This is a genomic window from Micromonospora sp. C51 (assembly GCF_018070435.1).
GTDB classification, from domain to species: domain Bacteria; phylum Actinomycetota; class Actinomycetes; order Mycobacteriales; family Micromonosporaceae; genus Micromonospora; species Micromonospora sediminimaris.
The window spans coordinates 203,839-221,812 of sequence record NZ_JAGPXQ010000002.1; the positions used below are offsets into that span (position 1 = coordinate 203,839).

General features: G+C 69.6%; 5 protein-coding genes. All 5 read left to right on the forward strand.

Annotation, left to right across the window (positions count from 1 at the left end):
- The first annotated feature begins 36 nt into the window (after positions 1-36).
- The 5 genes from KBX50_RS03880 (at position 37) to KBX50_RS03900 (ending at position 17,918) form a co-directional block, all read left to right on the forward strand.
- A complete protein-coding gene (locus tag KBX50_RS03880) occupies positions 37-3,450 on the forward strand; it encodes an AMP-binding protein (RefSeq protein ID WP_210934716.1) in 3,414 nt (1,137 codons plus the stop codon).
- Positions 3,447-10,139 carry an amino acid adenylation domain-containing protein gene (locus KBX50_RS03885; protein ID WP_210934718.1) on the forward strand — a complete coding sequence of 2,231 codons (6,693 nt, stop codon included), beginning with the start codon at positions 3,447-3,449 and terminating at the stop codon, positions 10,137-10,139. The genes KBX50_RS03880 and KBX50_RS03885 overlap by 4 nt, the downstream gene beginning before the upstream one ends.
- Positions 10,140-10,304: 165 nt before the next feature.
- Entirely contained in the window at positions 10,305-14,318 is a 4,014-nt protein-coding gene (locus tag KBX50_RS03890; protein WP_307870850.1) for an amino acid adenylation domain-containing protein, read from the forward strand.
- On the forward strand, positions 14,315-15,577 hold the full coding sequence (locus tag KBX50_RS03895; protein ID WP_210934723.1) for an MFS transporter: 1,263 nt from the start codon (positions 14,315-14,317) through the stop codon (positions 15,575-15,577). Before KBX50_RS03890 ends, KBX50_RS03895 begins: the two co-directional genes overlap by 4 nt.
- Positions 15,564-17,918: a penicillin acylase family protein gene (locus tag KBX50_RS03900; RefSeq protein ID WP_210934725.1), complete on the forward strand. Its 2,355-nt coding sequence runs from the start codon at positions 15,564-15,566 to the stop codon at positions 17,916-17,918. Before KBX50_RS03895 ends, KBX50_RS03900 begins: the two co-directional genes overlap by 14 nt.
- The last annotated feature ends 56 nt before the right edge of the window (positions 17,919-17,974 follow it).

Sequence of the window (17,974 nt, forward strand, 5' to 3'; positions counted from 1 at the left end):
GCTCCGACCGCCGCCGTCCGTGGCAGGAAGGCCGAGATGAGTAGTCTCCCCGAGTTCCCTTCGATCCCCGCCGCGCTGAGCCACTGGGCACAGCGGCGTCCGGACGCGGTGGCGTTCACGTTCGTCCAGGCCGGCGGGGCGATCGAGCAGGTGACCTACGCGCAGCTTGAGGAGAACGCGCGACGGGTCGCGCTGTCGCTGCGGGAATCGACGCGGCCCGGCGACCGTGTCCTGCTGATCCTCCCACCCGGTCTCGACTTCCTGACCGCGTTCCTCGGCTGCCTGCACAGCGGTGTCGTCGCGGTGCCGCTCTACCCGCCCCGCCCCGGGGCGCGGCTCGATCGGATCGAGAGCGTCGTGCGCAGCTGCCGACCGGCGCACGCGGTCACCACGGACCTCTTCGTCGAGCAGTTGACCGCCTTCTTCGGTGGAAACGCCACCGCCTCGATGCGGATCCATCCGTTCAAGTCGCTCCTGCACGGCGAGCCCGGCAGCGCGGGGGTGGCTGCCGTCAGGCCCGGGCCCGGCGGCGAGGATCTGGCCTTCCTGCAGTACACCTCGGGCTCGACAGGCCAGCCCAAGGGCGTGATGGTCAGCCATCGCAACCTCGTGCAGAACGAGGAGGCGATCGCCGAGGGTTTTGGCATCCGTCCCGATGACACCGTCCTCAGCTGGCTGCCGATGTACCACGACATGGGGCTGATCGGTACCGCCCTGTTGCCCGTCTACCGGGGCATTCCCTCGGTGCTGCTGGACACCTTCGCGTTCGTGCACGATCCGATGCTGTGGCCGCTGGCTGTGGACCGCTTCGGCGCCACCTGTTCCGGTGGCCCGAACTTCGCCTACCAGTTGCTCGTCGAACGCTACGACCCGGCCCGGCTCACCGACATCGACCTGAGCCGGTGGCGGATCGCGTTCAACGGCGCCGAGCCCGTGCGCGCGGAGACGATGCGGGACTTCGCGACGTGCTACGGCGTGCACGGGTTTGACCGCGACGCGTTCTTCCCCTGTTACGGGCTGGCCGAAGCCACTCTCTTCGTCGCCGGCGCCGAACCGGGAGCAGGGTACCGGTCCCGACACGTCAGCCGCCGGGAACTGGAGCGGGGCCGGCTGGTTGAGCTGCCGGAGGAGACAAGCGAGGCCGGCACGAGCCTCGTCTCGTCGGGGCGACCGGCCCGGCACACCGAGATCGTCATTCGCGGCGGTGACGACGACCGGGTCCTGCCCGACGGGGAGATCGGGGAGATCTGTGTGCGGGGGCCGGGCGTGGCCCAGGGGTACTGGGCCGACGCGACGGCCACCCGCCAGACCTTCCACGCCGACGTTCCCGGTCACGCGGGGTCCTATCTGCGGACCGGTGACCTCGGCTTCACCTGGCAGGGCGAGTTGTACCCGGTCAGCCGCAGCAAGGACCTGCTGATCGTCGCCGGGCGGAACTTCTACCCCCACGACGTCGAGACCGTCGCCCTGACCGCCTGCGCCGACCTGCGCGGCGGTGCCGCAGCCGCATTCCAGCCGGATCCCGACGCCCCGCCGGTGACCCTGGTGGCCGAGGTCGCCCGGGCGTCCCTGGCCCGCCTGCGCGACCCGGCTGCGGCGGCCACGGTGCGGACGGAGGTGCTACGCGCCGTCGGTGTCGAGTGTGACCTCCAACTGGCCGAGGTGGTGCTGGTCTACCCGGGCTCCCTGCCCAAGACGTCGAGCGGGAAGATCCGGCGGAGCGAGACCCGGACCCGCCATCTCACCGGCCGGCTGCGGGTGCTGGGGCACTCGGAGAATCCACAGCCGCGTCCGGCGCCGCCCACCGCCGACCAGCTCGACGCGCTACACCTTCGCGACCGGGACACGAGGCGGCAGCTGGTGCGTCAACTGCTTGCCGCGCTGGTCGGCGCCGCGGGGCAGCAGCTGACGGTGCAGGACTGGTCCCGGCCGCTGGCCGCACTCGGCCTCGACTCGCTGCGCACCGCCACCGTGAAGGTACGGTGCGAACAGCAGCTCGGCCGCTCCCTGGACAGTCGACTCTTCACCAGCGACCGCTCCCTCGAAGAGATCGCCGAGGCCGTGGTGGTGCTGACCGGGCAGCCCCCGGAGCCCGCGCAGCCGGAGCCGACGGCCGGACCTACGGATCGGGTCGCGCCGGCCACCGACGGCCAGGTGCAGATGCAGTTCTACGACGAGTTCCATCCGCAGGACACGGCGAACAACCTGACCAGCGCCGTCCGCCTGTCCCGTCGGTACGACCCCGACCTGCTGCGCGCCGCGGTGTCGGCGGCCGTGGCCCGGCACCCGGCGCTGCGCACGGTGCTCGGGTCGCCCGGCAGCGGGACGCAGATCGTGCGGGACAGCCCTCAGCTCGACTGGTCGCAGGTGGCGCTCACCGGTATCGACGATTCGGTCGACTCCTTCCTGCGGGAGGTCGCCGACCGGCGGTTCTGTCTCACCGACGGTCCGCTGGTCCGGGCCGCCGCCGTGCTGACGTCAGAGACCACCGTCTTCATGCTCGTCTGCCACCACGCGATCGTCGACCACTGGTCGATGCGGGTGATCTTCATGGAGATCCTGGCGGAGTTGCCTGCGGTGCGCCTGAGCGGAGAGCTGCCCGCCACCGACCGCGGCGACTACGTGCAGCGGCAGCGGTGGTTGTCCGCGTCGACCGACGACGAGTCGGCCCGGCGCCGGCTCACCGCGCTTGCCGAGCGGTGGCACCCACTGCGCGATCACCTGCTCTTCCCGGCCGTCCGAACGGGAAACACTCCGGGCCGGAACCCCGCCGCGATCATCGACTTCGAGGTGGACGGGGCCGACCGCCTCTACCAGCGGGCCCAGCTCCGTGGGCACACGCCGTTCGTCAGCCTCGTCGCGGCGTACCTGAGGGCCCTGCATCGGACAACCGGCGAACAGCAGATCGTCATCGGCACCCCACACCACGGCCGGGACGACTGGCGCTTCGCCGACACGGTCGGCTACCTGGTCAACATGCTGCCTCTGGCCGGCCGCTTCGAGGGCGAGGAGCGCCTGGAACCGATCGAGGACCGCAGCCGGGCCGAACTGCGCAACGCCCTGGCCGACGCTGATCTGCCGTTCGCCCGGCTGGTCAAGGCGCTCAGCCCGGACCGGCATGGGCAGACACCCCTGTTCCAGGCCACGTTCACCTTTCAGCAGTCGACGGACGGGCTGCTCGACGACGGTTTCTCGATTCCCTCCAGCGGATGCCGCCAGCGGCTCGGAGAGGTCGAGGTGTCGGTGATGGACGTACCTCCACGGGATGTCGCCTTCACCGTCAGCCTGTACGGCACCCGGCACGCCGACCGCCTGACGTTCCGTCTGGTCTACCAGCGGGAGCGGATCGACGCCGCCACGGCAGCCCGGATCGTGGCGGAGTTCCAGTCGGCCCTGAAGGAGATCGCAACGCCCGGCCCCGCGCCGGCCGTCGAGGAGGCAGGACGATGAACAGCCAGGACATCCCGGTGCCGTCGGTGGGGCAGGCGCGGAGTTTGGTGGCGGGTTTTGGGGAGTCGGTTCGGTGTTTTCCTGATCGGGTGGCGGTGCGGTGTGGTGGTCGGGGTGTGACGTTTGCGGAGTTGGATCGTCGGGTGGGGGTGTTGGCGGGGGCGATTCGGGCTGCGGGTGTGGATGTGTCGCGGCCGGTGGGGGTGTTGTTGGATCGTTCTGTTGAAATGGTTGCGGCGGTGCTTGCGGTGTTGCGGGTGGGGTCGTCGTATGTGCCGTTGGATGTGGGGACTCCGGCGGGTCGGTTGGAGTTGATTGTGGATGATGCTGATCCGTCGGTGGTGGTGACCAGTGGTGGGTTGGTGGGGTTGTTGCCGGAGGGTGTGCCTTCGGTGCTTGTGGACGATGTGGTTGATGGTCCGGTTGGTGCGGTGGCGGGGTCGGATTGGGATGATCGGGCGTATGTGATTTTCACGTCGGGGACGACGGGGCGTCCGAAGGGTGTGCAGATTTCGCACGGTAATGTGTTGCGGCTTTTTGGGGTGACGGAGCGCCATTTCGGGTTTGGTCCGGATGATGTGTGGGCGATGTTCCACTCGTTTGCCTTTGATTTCTCGGTGTGGGAGATGTGGGGGCCGCTGTTGTACGGCGGTTGTCTGGTGATCGTGCCGAGGGAGACCGCCCAGGATCCCCGGGCGTTGTGGGACCTGCTGGAGCAGGAGCGGGTCACGGTGCTGTGTCAGACGCCCACCGCCTTCAATCAGCTGATCGCCGAGGACGCGACCCGGGGCCGTCGACTGCCCCTGAGGTGGGTGATATTCGGCGGCGAGGCGCTGCACTTCGCCGATCTGCGGCCGTGGGTGGCCCGGTACGGCGACGAGGAACCGCAACTGATCAACATGTACGGCATCACCGAGACCACGGTGCACGCCACCTACCGGCGGGTGCGACGCGACGACCTGGGGCAGGAGCGGTCGCTGATTGGGGTGCCGCTGGCGGATCTGCGGTTCACCCTCGTCGACGCCGACCTCAACGAGGTGCCGGCCGGCGAGGTGGGGGAGATCGTCGTCACCGGGCCGGGGGTCAGCGCGGGCTACCTGGGCCGGCCCGAGCTCGACGCCGAGCGGTTCGTCCGATTGCCCGGCGGCACGGCGCGGTCCTACCGCTCCGGCGACCAGGCCGTGCTGGTGGAGACCGGCGAGTACGAGTACCGGGGCCGGCAGGACGACCAGGTCAAGATTCGCGGACACCGGATCGAACTCGGCGAGGTGCACGCCGCCTTCGCCGGCATCCCCGGCGTACGGCAGGTCGTCGTCACCGTGGTCCGGCCCGAGACCGCCGCCGATCCGGTGCTGCGCAACCGGACCGCGTCGGTGGAGATCACCGATGTGCGGGATCTGCTGCGCGGCGAGAGCCGCCGTGCCGCGTCGCCGAGCACCGGCCCACGGATCGTCGCCCACCTGGTCTCCGACGACGGCCTCGACCCCGGCGAGCTTTTCACCCGCCTTCGGGCACGGCTTCCGAACTACATGATGCCGTCGTTCATCGTGCCCGTCGACGCCATCCCGCTCACCCAGAACGGCAAGGTCGACCGGGACCGGTTGCCGACCGCCACCCCCGCGAACAGCCTGCGTGAATCCCGCCCGGTGGAGGCTGCCGGGCAGGGCAACCTGGTGACCCTCATCCGCCAGATCTTCGCCGAGGTGTTGGGGGTACCGAGCGTCGGCAGCGACGACTCCTTCTTCAGCGTCGGCGGTGACTCCATCACGGCCCTGCGGCTTCGTGCCCGCGCCCAGGAGCGCGGCGTCACACTGAACCTGGTCGACATCTACGGCACTCCGACACCCGCCGGCCTCGCCGCCCTCGCCGGAACTGCGCAGGAGCCGTCGGAGAGTCGCCCGCCAACCCCGCCCTTCAGCCTGATCAGCGCGGCGGACCGCGCGGCGCTACCGGACGGCGTGACCGACGCCTACCCGGTCAGCACCCTCCAGGGGGGCCTGCTCTTCCACAGCGCCTACGACGCCGACGTCAACATGTACTGCGACATCTTCATGTTCCGGCTCCGGGCCAGCTACGACCATCGGGCGATGGAGCAGGCGGTCGCGCGAGCGGTGGCCCGCCACGAGATCCTGCGCACCTCCTTCACGTTCACCGACCACTCGCAACCGCTGCAACTGGTGCATCGCAGTGTGCCCTCCCGGGTGACGGTGGTGGACCTGCGGCACCTGGGTGCAGAGGAACAGGATGCCGAACTGAGCCGGTGGCAACTGGGGGAGCGGCGGACCGGGTACGACTGGAGCGTCGCCCCGTTGATGCGGTACACGGTGCACCTGCTGTCGGCCGACGAGTTCCAGTTCTCCGTCAGTTTTCACGACGCGCTGTTGGACGGGTGGAGCGAGTCATCGCTGATCACCGAGATCCTCTCCGACTACTGGCAGCTGCGGACGGGGGACAAGCCGGTGGCCGCCCCACCCCGACGCCGCTACGCCGACTTCATCGCGCTTGAGCAGGAGACGCTGCGCGATCGGTCAGTCCACGAGTTCTGGGCGCGGGAACTGGGCGGGGCGGAGCCGACCCTGCTGCCCCGGCAGGCCGCCGCGACCGGGACGGCCGCCCGTAACGAGATCGGCTTCCTCAGCGTCGAGGTCGACGCCGATCTCTCGACGGCGCTCGACGAACTCGCCGCCCGCTGCGCCGTCTCGCTCAAGCACGTGCTGCTGGCGGTACACGCCCGGGTGCTGGCCACCGTCACCGGCCGCTCCGACCTGGTGCTGGGCGTGGAGTCGAACGGTCGGGTCGAGGAGGAGGGCGGCGCCGAGGTGATCGGCGTACACCTCAACCTGCTGCCGTACCGGCTGGCCACCTCCGGCACCACCTGGGTTGCGCTGATCCGGGCAGCGTTCGCCAAGGAACAGCAACTGCTGCCCGTGCGGCGGTTTCCCTACGCCGAACTGCAGCGGCTCAACGGCGGTCGGGAACTCACCGACGTGAGCTTCAACTACACGCACTTCCACAGCTACGAACAGCTGGCGTCCGCGACGTCCCTGACCGTGGTGGACGCGAAGGCGTACATCCAGACGCACTTCGCGCTCCGCACCGAGTTCAACAAGGACCCCTTCACCAAGCTGCTCTCTCTCGATCTTGAGGCCGATCTGCACCGGTTGAGCGAGCCACAGGTGCGGCTCATCGCCGCCCTGTATCGCCAGGCGTTGGCCGATGTCGTGGCCCACCCCGAGACCGTGCCGAGCCGGCGTACGTTGCTCGGTGAGACGTACTGGCAGGAGCTTGTCGCCGGATTCGGACCGCCCGCCCGGCCACTGTCCGCGCCCGGCTACTTCACCCTGCTGGAGCAGTCGTGCGCGACCCACGCCAAGGCGCTGGCCGTGCGCTGCGGCGAGGCTTCGCTGACGTACGCGGAACTGGCCGTACGCATCGAGCGGATCGCGGCCCGGCTGGCGCGACGAAACGTCACGGCCGGAACCGTGGTCGGCATGTCGGCGGCACGGGGCATCGACTCGTTCGTCACCGCACTGGCGGTGATGCGTATCGGTGCGATCTACCTGCCCCTGCCCTCGGGGCCACCGACCAGGGTGGCCAGCATGCTGCGGACGAGCCAGGCCGCGCTGGTCCTCGGCGACCGGCAGAGCGAGGCGGCGCTCCGTGAGGCGGTCGGGCGGACACCGTTGCTCCTGCTCGACGAACTGGTGGCCGCGGGCGACGAGCACGATCGATACGCCGGGCCACTGCCCGGCGGTCGGGCCGCCGCCTACGTCATCTTCACCTCCGGCTCGACGGGTGAGCCCAAGGGTGCGACGATCCGGCATGACGGGATGCTCAACCACCTGGAAGCGAAGATCGGCACGCTGGGAATCAGTGCCGGCGACCTCGTCTCCCAGGATGCCGCCGCCACCTTCGACATCTCGATCTGGCAGATGCTCGCGCCGTTGGCGGTGGGCGCGACCTCGGTGATCTATCCCGACGAGATCAGTCAGGATCCGTCGCGGTTGCTGCGCGCCGTGGCCGAGGACGGCATCACCGTACTGGAGGTCTCACCCACGGTGTTGAGCGTCTTCAGCGCCGAGCTGACCCACTACGGCCTCGCCGCCTTCCCGCCGTTCCGGCTGCGCTGGGTCGTCTCCAGCGGGGAGACGTTGACCCCGAAGAGCGCCAACGCATTCCGTCGGCACCTGCCGCAGGTGCGCCTGCTGAACATGTGGGGGGCCACGGAGGTCTCCGACGACTGTACCCACTACGAGATCATCGGGTGGGCCGACGAGCGGGCCGCCTCGGTGCCGGTGGGCCGTCCCATCGACAACGCCAAGGTCTACGTCCTCGACGAACACCGCGAACCGGTGCCGACGGGCACCCCGGGCGAGTTGTACGTCGGGGGGCTCTGCGTCGGTGCCGGCTACGTCAACGACGTCGAGCGCACCGCCGCCGCGTTCGTACCCGATCCCATCGCCGAGCAGCCCGGGATCGTGGCCTACCGGACGGGCGATCGGGGCCGGCTGCTACCCGACGGGAACCTCGAGTTCCTCGGCCGGATCGACAAGCAGGTCAAGGTACGCGGACACCGCGTCGAGCTGGCCGAGGTGGAGGGGGCGCTCGCCGCGATCCCGACACTGCAGGAGAGCGCGGTCATCGTGCGTTCGGACGGCGAGCACGGCAACCAGCTCGTCGCGTTCTTCGTCCCGCAGACGATTGCGGGCGACGGTGGGACCGCTGCCGAATCGGGCCCGTCCCGGGCCGAGGTGTCCCCGCGGGAACTGCGCGAACAACTGGCCGCCACCCTGCCCCGCTACGCGGTCCCGGATCACCTTGTCCGCCTCGACGTGCTGCCCCGCACGCCGCACGGCAAGGTCGACACCCGGTCCCTCGCCGGATGGCAGCCGGCACCGCCGCCCGAGCTGACCGACGACCTCGAACCGGCGAACGAGACCGAGGCCGTCGTGATGGACGTCTGGCGCAGCGTGCTGCGGCTACCGACGCGGCCCGGTCCCCTCACCGACTTCTTCGGCCTGGGCGGGCACTCCCTGCACGCGGCGCAGGTGATGGCCCGGCTACGGGATCGCTTCGGGATGGATCTGCCGATCCGCCTGCTGTTCGAGAATCCGAGTCCCCGCACCCTGGCCCAGCGGATCGCCAGCGGTCGCGGGGTCGTGCCGGCGACCGACGGAACGCGCATCCGGCGGGCACAACCCCGACCGGACCGGTTCCCGCTGGCCGCCAACCAGGCCGCCCTCTGGTTCCTGTGTCAGGTCGACCCGGACGACCGCTCCTACGACAACACGGTGCTGTTGCACCTGTCCGGGGTGCTGGACATCGCCGCGCTGCGCTCCGCGATCACGACTCTGACCAGCCGGCACGAGGTGTTCTCGATGCGCTTCGGCACCGAGGAGGGCAGCAGCTACCAGCGACCCGACCCGGAGGCGGTGGTGACGCTCGACGTGGTGGACGCGACGGGGGAGCAGTTCACCGATCCGACGGAGATGACGAGGTACGTCCGGGACCGGGTCCTCAGTGACCTCGTGCTGGACCTGACCAGCGGCCCGGTCGTGGTCACCCGCCTGTTCCGGTTCACCCCGACCGAGCATGTGCTGCAGTGGAGCAGTCATCACCTGGTGTCGGATGGCTGGTCCACGAACGTGGTCTTCAGCGAGATCACCGAGGCGTACCGGGCGCACCGGCAGGGGCTGCCGCCCCAACTGCCGGAGCTGCCGATCCAGTACGCCGACTATGCCCTCTGGCGGCACGAGCGGGCGGCGGCCACGGCCGGCGCGGACGTCGACTTCTGGCGAAGCTACCTGGACGGCTACTCCGGCGACCTCGGCCTGGTGACGGATTTCCCCCGGACCGAGGAGCGCAGTCGGGAGGCCGGCTACGTGGCGGTGCGGTGGCCCACCGGACAGCGCGACCGCGTGCAGCGGGCCGCGGAGGAGGCCGGGGTCACCACCTTCATGCTCCTGCACAGCGCGGCGGCGATCGTGCTCAGCCGATTCGCCCAGCATACCGACATCGTGTTGGCCGCCCCGGTCGCCGGCCGCGACCTTGCGGAGACGGAAAGCCTGGTCGGCTACTTCGCGGACACGCTGCCCTTCCGGTACCGGGTGGAGCCACAGGCCACCGGCGCTGCCCTGGTCGACGCGGTCGCTGCCAGCGCGCTCTCCGCGTTGGATCATCAACAGCTGTCGTTCCAGGAGATCGTGCGGGCGGCGCGGCCGCCTCGGGTCGCGGGGATGCCGACGTTGGTCCAAGCCATGGTCGCCGTCGACAACTACCCGCTGGACCTGCGCACCCTGCCCGAGGTGACCGGTCGGTTGGTGCAGCTGCCACCGGCGACCGCACTCTTCGACCTGCTGTTCCGCTTCGTCCTCGACCCTGAGCCGGAGCTGTCCGCACAGTACGACGCGACGCTCTTCACCCGTGCCACCATCGATCGGCTCCTGGCTGCGATCGGCCGGGCGCTGGAGTTCCTGGTCACCCACCCCGACATGAAGCTCTCCGAGATGCGGCTCATCGATCAGGACGACCAGACGGAGCTGGAGCGGCTCTGGCGCGAGATCAGCGGCGATGACATCGACCTCGGCAAGGCCGCGGCGCAGATTGTCGAGTCCCCGTCCTGGCCGGACTTCCTGGCGGCGGTCCAGGCACGGCAGGGCCTGCTCGCCGCGCTGCTGCTCGCGTTCTGACCCACCGATACCAACTGTTTTGACGAAGGGCCAACCGTGAATCAGGTTCTTGCAGATCTTCTGCGTCAGCGGGTGATTCAGCGTAGTCAGTCGGATTCGACGGTCACCGATGGCGACGCGCGGATCGGCCGGACCGTGCCGTCGGTGGGGCAGGCGCGGAGTTTGGTGGCGGGTTTTGGGGAGTCGGTTCGGTGTTTTCCTGATCGGGTGGCGGTGCGGTGTGGTGGTCGGGGTGTGACGTTTGCGGAGTTGGATCGTCGGGTGGGGGTGTTGGCGGGGGCGATTCGGGCTGCGGGTGTGGATGTGTCGCGGCCGGTGGGGGTGTTGTTGGATCGTTCTGTTGAAATGGTTGCGGCGGTGCTTGCGGTGTTGCGGGTGGGGTCGTCGTATGTGCCGTTGGATGTGGGGACTCCGGCGGGTCGGTTGGAGTTGATTGTGGATGATGCTGATCCGTCGGTGGTGGTGACCAGTGGTGGGTTGGTGGGGTTGTTGCCGGAGGGTGTGCCTTCGGTGCTTGTGGACGATGTGGTTGATGGTCCGGTTGGTGCGGTGGCGGGGTCGGATTGGGATGATCGGGCGTATGTGATTTTCACGTCGGGGACGACGGGGCGTCCGAAGGGTGTGCAGATTTCGCACGGTAATGTGTTGCGGCTTTTTGGGGTGACGGAGCGTCATTTCGGGTTTGGTCCGGATGATGTGTGGGCGATGTTCCACTCGTTCGCCTTCGACGTGTCCGTGTGGGAGATGTGGGGGCCGCTGTTGTACGGCGGTTGTCTGGTGATCGTGCCGAGAGAGACCGCCCAGGATCCCCAGGCCCTCTGGGACCTGCTGGAACGGGAGCGGGTCACGGTGCTGTGCCAGACGCCCACCGCGCTCAACCAGCTCATCGCCGAGGACGCCACCCGGGACCGCCGACTGCCGCTGCGCTATGTCATCAGCGCGGGTGAGGCGCTGCACTTCGCCGATCTGCGACCGTGGGTGGCCCGGTACGGCGACGAGCAACCACAACTGATCAACATGTACGGTCCGACGGAGACCACCGTCTACGCCACCTACCGGCGGGTGCGGCGGGAGGACCTGGATCAGGGACGGTCGCTGATCGGGGTGCCGCTGGCGGATCTGCGGTTCACCCTCGTCGACGCCGACCTCAACGAGGTCCCAGCCGGCCAGCCGGGCGAGATCGTCATCACCGGTCCCGCGCTGAGCAGCGGATATCTCGGCAGCCCGCGACTGAATCGGGCGCGTTTCGTGCGCCTGCCGGCGACGGGGGAGCGCGGCTACCGCTCGGGCGACCAGGCCGTGCTGGTGGAGAGCGGCGAGTACGAGTACCGGGGCCGGCAGGACGACCAGGTCAAGATCCGCGGGTTCCGGATCGAACTCGGCGAGGTGGAAACCGCCCTGCGCGCTCTCGGCTCGATCTCCGCGGTGGCCGTTGTCGCCCGTGACCTACCGCAACGTGGCACCGCGCTGGTGGCCTACCTGGTGCCGAGCCAGCCAGGACTGACCGCCGTGGCCCTGCGGCGTGCGCTGGCCGCGTCGCTGCCGGCGTACATGATCCCGAGTGTCTTCGTCACCCTGGACGCCCTGCCGCTCAACCAGAACGACAAGGTGGACCGGCGGGCGTTGCCGGATCCCGCCCAGGCGACGCTCCTACCCGACACCGAGCACGGCCCGGCCCCGATCGCCGCGCCGGTGTCGACCGCGTCGAGCGGTGACGTCGATGAGGACCGGGTGGCACAGGTGGTGGCCGACCTGCTCGGCATCGAGCGGGTCGATCCGCAGACCAGCTTCTTCGAGTTCGGCGGTCACTCCATCCTCGCCATCCGGCTGGTCGCCCGGATCGGGAGCGAGTTCGGCGTCGACATACCGCTGCGTCTCTTCCTGCGCGACCCGACCGTACGCGGGCTCACCCAACTCGTCCGGCGCGGCGGCGCTGACGGGCGTACCTCGGGTGGTGGCGGCATTCCGCTGTACCGCGTTCCGGAGGGCGAGCCGGTGCCGGTGACCGACCCCCAGGGACGGTTGTACTACCTGGCCCAGTTGCAGCGGGACAGCGCCGCGTACAACCTGCACCAGACCGCCCTGATCGAGGGCGACCTGGATGTCGACGCCCTGGAACGGGCCTTCCGGGCCATCGTCGACCGGCATGCCGCCCTCCGCACGGTCCTGCGCCTGGCCGACAGCGGCATCGTGCAGGTCGTCCGTCCCGCCGGGCAGTTCCGGATGGCGGTCGAAGCGGGGGAGGTGCCGCCTGGCGCGGACCTGACGGCAGTGGCCGAACGGCTGTCCGAGCAGGAACTACGCCGCCCGTTCGACCTGGAACACGACGACATGCTGCGGGTACGCCTGATCAGGCTGACGCCCCGGACGCACGCCCTGCTGATCAGCATGCACCACGTCGCCTCCGACGGCTGGTCGATCGGCATCCTCGCCCGCGAGGTCGGTCATCTGTACCGCGTCTTCCACCGGGACTCCGCAGCCGACCAGGCCGAGCTGCCGCCGTTGCCGGTGACCTACGCCGACTACTCCTACAGCGTGACGCGCTGGGCCGACAGCCCGCAGGCGGCTCGTGACCTCGGCTACTGGGAGGAACGTCTGCGGGATCTGCCGCTCGTGCACGGCCTTCCACTGGACCGGCCTCGTCCCATCGAGCTGACCCACGCGGGTGAGAGCATCATCCAGCGGCTCGACGCGCAGCTCACCGAGGCGGTACGAGCGCTGGCCCGGACCTCCGGGGGGACCCCGTTCGTGCTGCTGCACGCGGTCTTCGCGATGCTGCTGGCGAAGCGGTCGGGCAGCGATGACGTGGTCGTCGGCACTCCGGTCGCCAACCGGAACGGCACCGAACTCGACGGACTCATCGGCATGTTCGTCAACACCCTGGTACGCCGGACCCGGGTGGACGACGCCCCCACCTTCCTGAGCTACGTGCAGCACGTCCGGGAGGAGGCACTGCTTGACCTCGATCATCAGCATGTGCCGCTGGACATGGTGGTGACCCGGCTCAATCCGGCCCGCTCGACCGCCCACTCGCCGCTTTTCCAGATCATGTTCGCGTACCAGGACGATCAACGCGGCGGCATCGAGTTGGACGGGCTTGCTGTCGACCTGCTGCCGTCACCGAGTCAGGACACCCAGGCGGAGCTGATGCTCGATGTTTTCGACATCGGCCGGCGCCTCGAACTACGCTGGCACTTCAACCCCGACCTGTTCCACCGGCCGACCATCCAGTCCTGCGCTGACGAGTACGTCGACCTGCTGCGACGTGCCCTGGCGGAGCCGCAGTCCACTCTGGCGGCGCTGCTCGGCCGGGAAACGCCCGGCGCCCGGCGGCTGCTGGCGCTGCGCCGCCGGCCGGAGGGCGCCACGCCGATCTTCGCGCTCCCCGGGGTGCTCGGTCTCGGTACCTCCTTCGCCCAGATGAGCGCCATGTTCGACGATCGTTCGTTCTTCGCGGTGTCGACCAGAGAGCTGTTCCAGGATGGGGTCGACGGCACCGTCACCACACTGGCCAGCAGATGCGCCGAGGTGATCGCCGCGGCTGCGGGCACCGGACCGGTCGATCTCGTGGGTCACTCCTTCGGCGGCACGCTCGGCCTCTACGTCGCCCACGAGTTGCGGACCCGGGGCGTGCCGGTCACCAGTCTGGTGGCGCTGGACTCGGTGGACCCGGACGCGGTGCGGCGTCGCCTGGGGACAACCCGCGTCGAGCAGTTCGTCTCGTTCCTGGCGATCCTGGCGGAGATGTTCCCGGCGGTGCGTGAGCACGCCCCCTCGGACCTGCCGAGCCTGCTGCGGACCACGCCGGAGGAGCAGATCCTCGCCGAGGTCCAGCAGTTGATCGGGGCAGACGCGCCACATCTGCTCAACGGTGACCTCACCGAGGTGTTCGACGCGTTCAGCGGGATGTCGTCCCTGCGCTGGCCGCCGGTCACGGTCCCGCCGGACCTGTCGATCATGCTGATCGAAGCCGCACACACTCGCCACGACCAGGGCGAACAGCCGCGATCGGGTTGGCAGCGGATCGCCGGGGCGACGTTGACGTACGCCTCGGTCGCGGCCGGGCACGAGGCGATGCTCTACCGTCCTCACGTCACCGAGGTGGCCGAGCTGATGCGCCGCTTCCTCCGTCAGCACGAGCCCGTCGCCACGGACGGAGCAGGGCCGGCCACCCGATGACGACGACAACCCGTCCCATGATGCTGGCCCGACTACTGATCGCCGGGGCCGGGATCATGAGTCTGGCGAACTCGGTGGCGATCCCCTTTCTCGCGATCTTCCTTCATCGGGAACTGGGACTCACCCCGACCACGATCGGCTTCATCATCGGGTCGTCGGTCTTCTTCTCGATCTTCGCCGGCTTCGTCGGCGGCTCCCTCTCCGACGCGCTGGGTCGGACCAGGCTGCTGCTGCTCGCGTTGTCCGGGGTCATCGCCTCCTTCGTGGCGTTCTACTTCAGCAACGGGGTGCTGGCGGTGTTCCTCATCAACGCCGCCCTGGCCCTCAGCAGCAGCACCTTCAACCCGGTGGCGAAGGCGCTGCTCAGCGATCTGCTGCCGGCGGAGGACCGGCTGAGATGGTTCTCGTACCAGTACATGGCGGTCAACGTCGGGTTCGCCGTGGGGCCGCTGCTGGGCGCGTACGCCGGCCTCTCCGGTGGCCGGGTGGCCTTCCTGGTCGGCGCTGCGGTCTACGCGGTCTATCTCTGCCTGTTCGGGCTGACGCTGCTGTTCCTGCCGCCGATGACCCCGGCGGTGCTGGAGCAGGAGCCCAGCACCGGTTTCCGGAGTCACCTCGAAGGGCTGCGGGACAGCTTCCGGGTGGTCGTCCGGGACTTCCGGTTGCTCTGCTTCATCGCCGCGGGTCTGCTGCTGGAGGCGGTACACAGCAAGATTTCGGCGTTGCTGGCGCAGCATCTCTCCGCCGGATTCGCCGACGGCACGAAGATCCTCGGCTACGTGCTGACCACCAACGCCGTCACCGTTGTCGTCGTCCAACTCTTCGTCTCGCGGTACGCGCGCAAGCGTGACCCGGTGCGGTCGATCGTCATCGGCGGGGTGCTCCTCGTCGTAGGCATGGTGGGCTTCGCCTTCGCCGGTCCGGGTTGGCAGTTCGTGGCCGCAATGGTGATCTTCACGGTCGGGGAGACCTTCATCATCCCGGCGGAGTTCGCCGTCATCGACCGGATCGCACCCGCGGACCGGCGGGGCAGCTACTTCGGCGCACAGACCTTCGCACAGCTCGGTGGCTTCATCGGACCCTTCACCGGTGGGCTGATCCTGGCTCACTACGGCGGCACGGCGATGTTCCTCGGGGTGAGCGTCTTCGCGGTGATCAGTGTCCTGATCTACCTTCTGGTGGGGCGTAACCTGCCCGGTCTGCAGATGGGCAAGGCCACCCCTCGGGCCCGGACGGCGGTCGGCGATGGCGCGACGTGACCGGGTACCCGACGGGGCGCTGCGGCTGCTGCGTGCGCCGGCCGTACGGGCACACGCCGGTCGTGGCTCGGTGCGGCTGAGCGGCCTCACCGACCGGGCCATGGTGCGCCGCGATGACCGTGGGGTGCCGTGGATCGTCGCCCACGACGAGCGCGACCTCTACTTCGCGAGCGGATTCGCGCAGGCCAGTGACCGGTTGTGGCAGATGGACGTGCTCCGGCGACGGGCCCGCGGCCGACTGGCGGAGGTGCTGGGCGAGACGGTGGTGCCCGAGGACGTACGGGCCCGCCGGCTCGCTCTGGGACGGGTGGCCCGCCAGTCGCTGGAACTGGTGGACCCTGCGTCGTACGCCTGCCTGGTGGCCTTCAGCGACGGCGTCAACGCGGCGATCCGCCGGCTCCGGCGGCGGGCCGGTCTGCCTGTGGAGTTCCTGCTGCTCCGCTACCGACCCGAGCCCTGGACACCGCTCGACTCCGTGCTCATCGTCAAGCATCTGGGTTTCGACCTCGGCACCAACCTGCGGCAGGAGGTCTTCCGCATGCGACTCGCGGCGGAGCGGCCCCGCTACGCGGCCTCCTTCTCCGCGCCTCGCTACCCGGTCGACGGCGCGGTGACCATCAGGCGTCCGGGGCAGGGCGACGACCAGCGCCTCGGCCGCCCGGGAGTGTCCGGGCCCGCCCCGGTCGCCGAGTTGCCCGAGCAGTCCCGTGCCTGGCTGCGCGGGCTACTGGACGGGGAGACGTCCCCCGGATCCAACGCCTGGGCGATCTCGGGGCGACTCACCCGCTCGGGCGCGCCCCTGCTGGCCAACGATCCGCACGTGCTGTTCACCCAACCGAGCATCTGGTACCAGATGGGTCTGCTGTTGCCGGCGGAGCCGGCGACGGCGTACGGCATCACCGTCCCCGGACTGCCCGGACTCATCGCCGGCAGCAACAGCCGGCTGGCCTGGGGCATCACCAACGCCACTGTCGACACCCAGGATCTCTGCCTGCTCGACGGCCCGGAAGCGCGGCCGACCTGGCGCCAGGAGAGCGTCATCTCGGTCCGGGGCGGCGCGGACGTCGCGGTCCGGGCCGCGGGCGGGCAGCGGCACGTCGAGTTCGACGCGCCGGGTCCGGACGGCGACGCTCGGCTCGGCCTCTTCTGGAGTGGTTTCGTGCCCTCCACCGAGATCGTCGGTTGTCTGCGGATGTGGCGGGCGGAGAACTATCCACACTTCCGGGCGGCCCTACGCGACTTCGGCGTGCCGGTGCTCAACGTGGTGGTGGCCACCGCCGACGACGTCATAGCGCTCAAGACCGCCGGGAACGTGCCGCGGCGACGGCCGGGCAGCGGGCTCGCCCCAGCATCGTTCGGCGACGTCGCCGAGTCGTGGCAGGATCTGCTCTCCTTCGACGAGCTGCCGGAGACGGTCAACCCCGCCGAGGGCTACATCATCTCCGCGAACCACAAACTGGTGCCGGACGACGCGAGAGTGCACGTCGGCGTCGACTGGGTCGCGCCGTACCGGGCCGAACGCATCGAGCAGCTGATCCGCGCCGGGTCGATCTCGGCTGAGGAGTGCGCGCGCTGGCAGAACGACGTGGCGGACGGACGGGCGGCCCGGGTGTTGCCGGTGCTGCTGGACGCGCTGGCTGCCCGCCCGCCCACGGATCCGCTCGCGCGGACCGGGCACCGCCTGCTCAGCGAGTGGGACGGACACGCCCGAGGGGAGCAGCCGGCGCCACTTGTCTTTCTCCGTCTGCTACAGGCCCTGGTGGACCGATGGGTGACCGAACCACTGGGTGCGGATCTGGCCACCAGCATGCCCGATCTGACCCTACAAGTTGATCATCTCATTCTTGACGCGGAGGCCCGACGGCAACTCGGCGAGACCGAGCCACTGCCGGTCGTGGTCTCCGAAGCGCTGAACACGGCGATCGAGGGAATCGTCACCGGACACGGCGCGGACCCGGCTGGTTGGCGTTACGACGCGGTGCACCGTGTCAACGACCGACATCCGATCGCCAAGGCGCTTCCCGGGCTGCGCGGGCTCTTCGGCGGCGACGAGACCCCGGTCGGAGGCAGCGGCCACTCGGTCTGTCTCATGACCCCGGATCGCGGCGGCGCCGCGATCGAGGGGGCACCCTGGCGCTTCGTGGCCGAGGTCGGCCCCGCCGGGCCGGTGCTGCGGGACGTCCTGCGCCACGGCAGCTCCGGGCTGCCCGGCTCCGTGCACTACGACGACCAGACACCGGTCCATGCCCGGGGGCAGACGTACCTGGTTCCGCTCGCCGGACCGCAGGGCGCGGCAGGCCGGACGCTCACGCTGCTGCGGTCACGTTCGTCGACAGGTTGAGCGACGGTACTGCACTGATCGACCAGCTCCCACCAGCGGGCAGGCCGACCGGCCGG

Excerpts from the sequence above, each read along its gene's own strand:
- KBX50_RS03880 (WP_210934716.1), top strand. The coding sequence starts at position 37 with ATGAGTAGTCTCCCCGAGTTCCCTTCGATCCCCGCCGCGCTGAGCCAC.
- KBX50_RS03885 (WP_210934718.1), top strand. The coding sequence starts at position 3,447 with ATGAACAGCCAGGACATCCCGGTGCCGTCGGTGGGGCAGGCGCGGAGT.
- KBX50_RS03895 (WP_210934723.1), top strand. The coding sequence starts at position 14,315 with ATGACGACGACAACCCGTCCCATGATGCTGGCCCGACTACTGATCGCC.
- KBX50_RS03900 (WP_210934725.1), top strand. The coding sequence starts at position 15,564 with ATGGCGCGACGTGACCGGGTACCCGACGGGGCGCTGCGGCTGCTGCGT.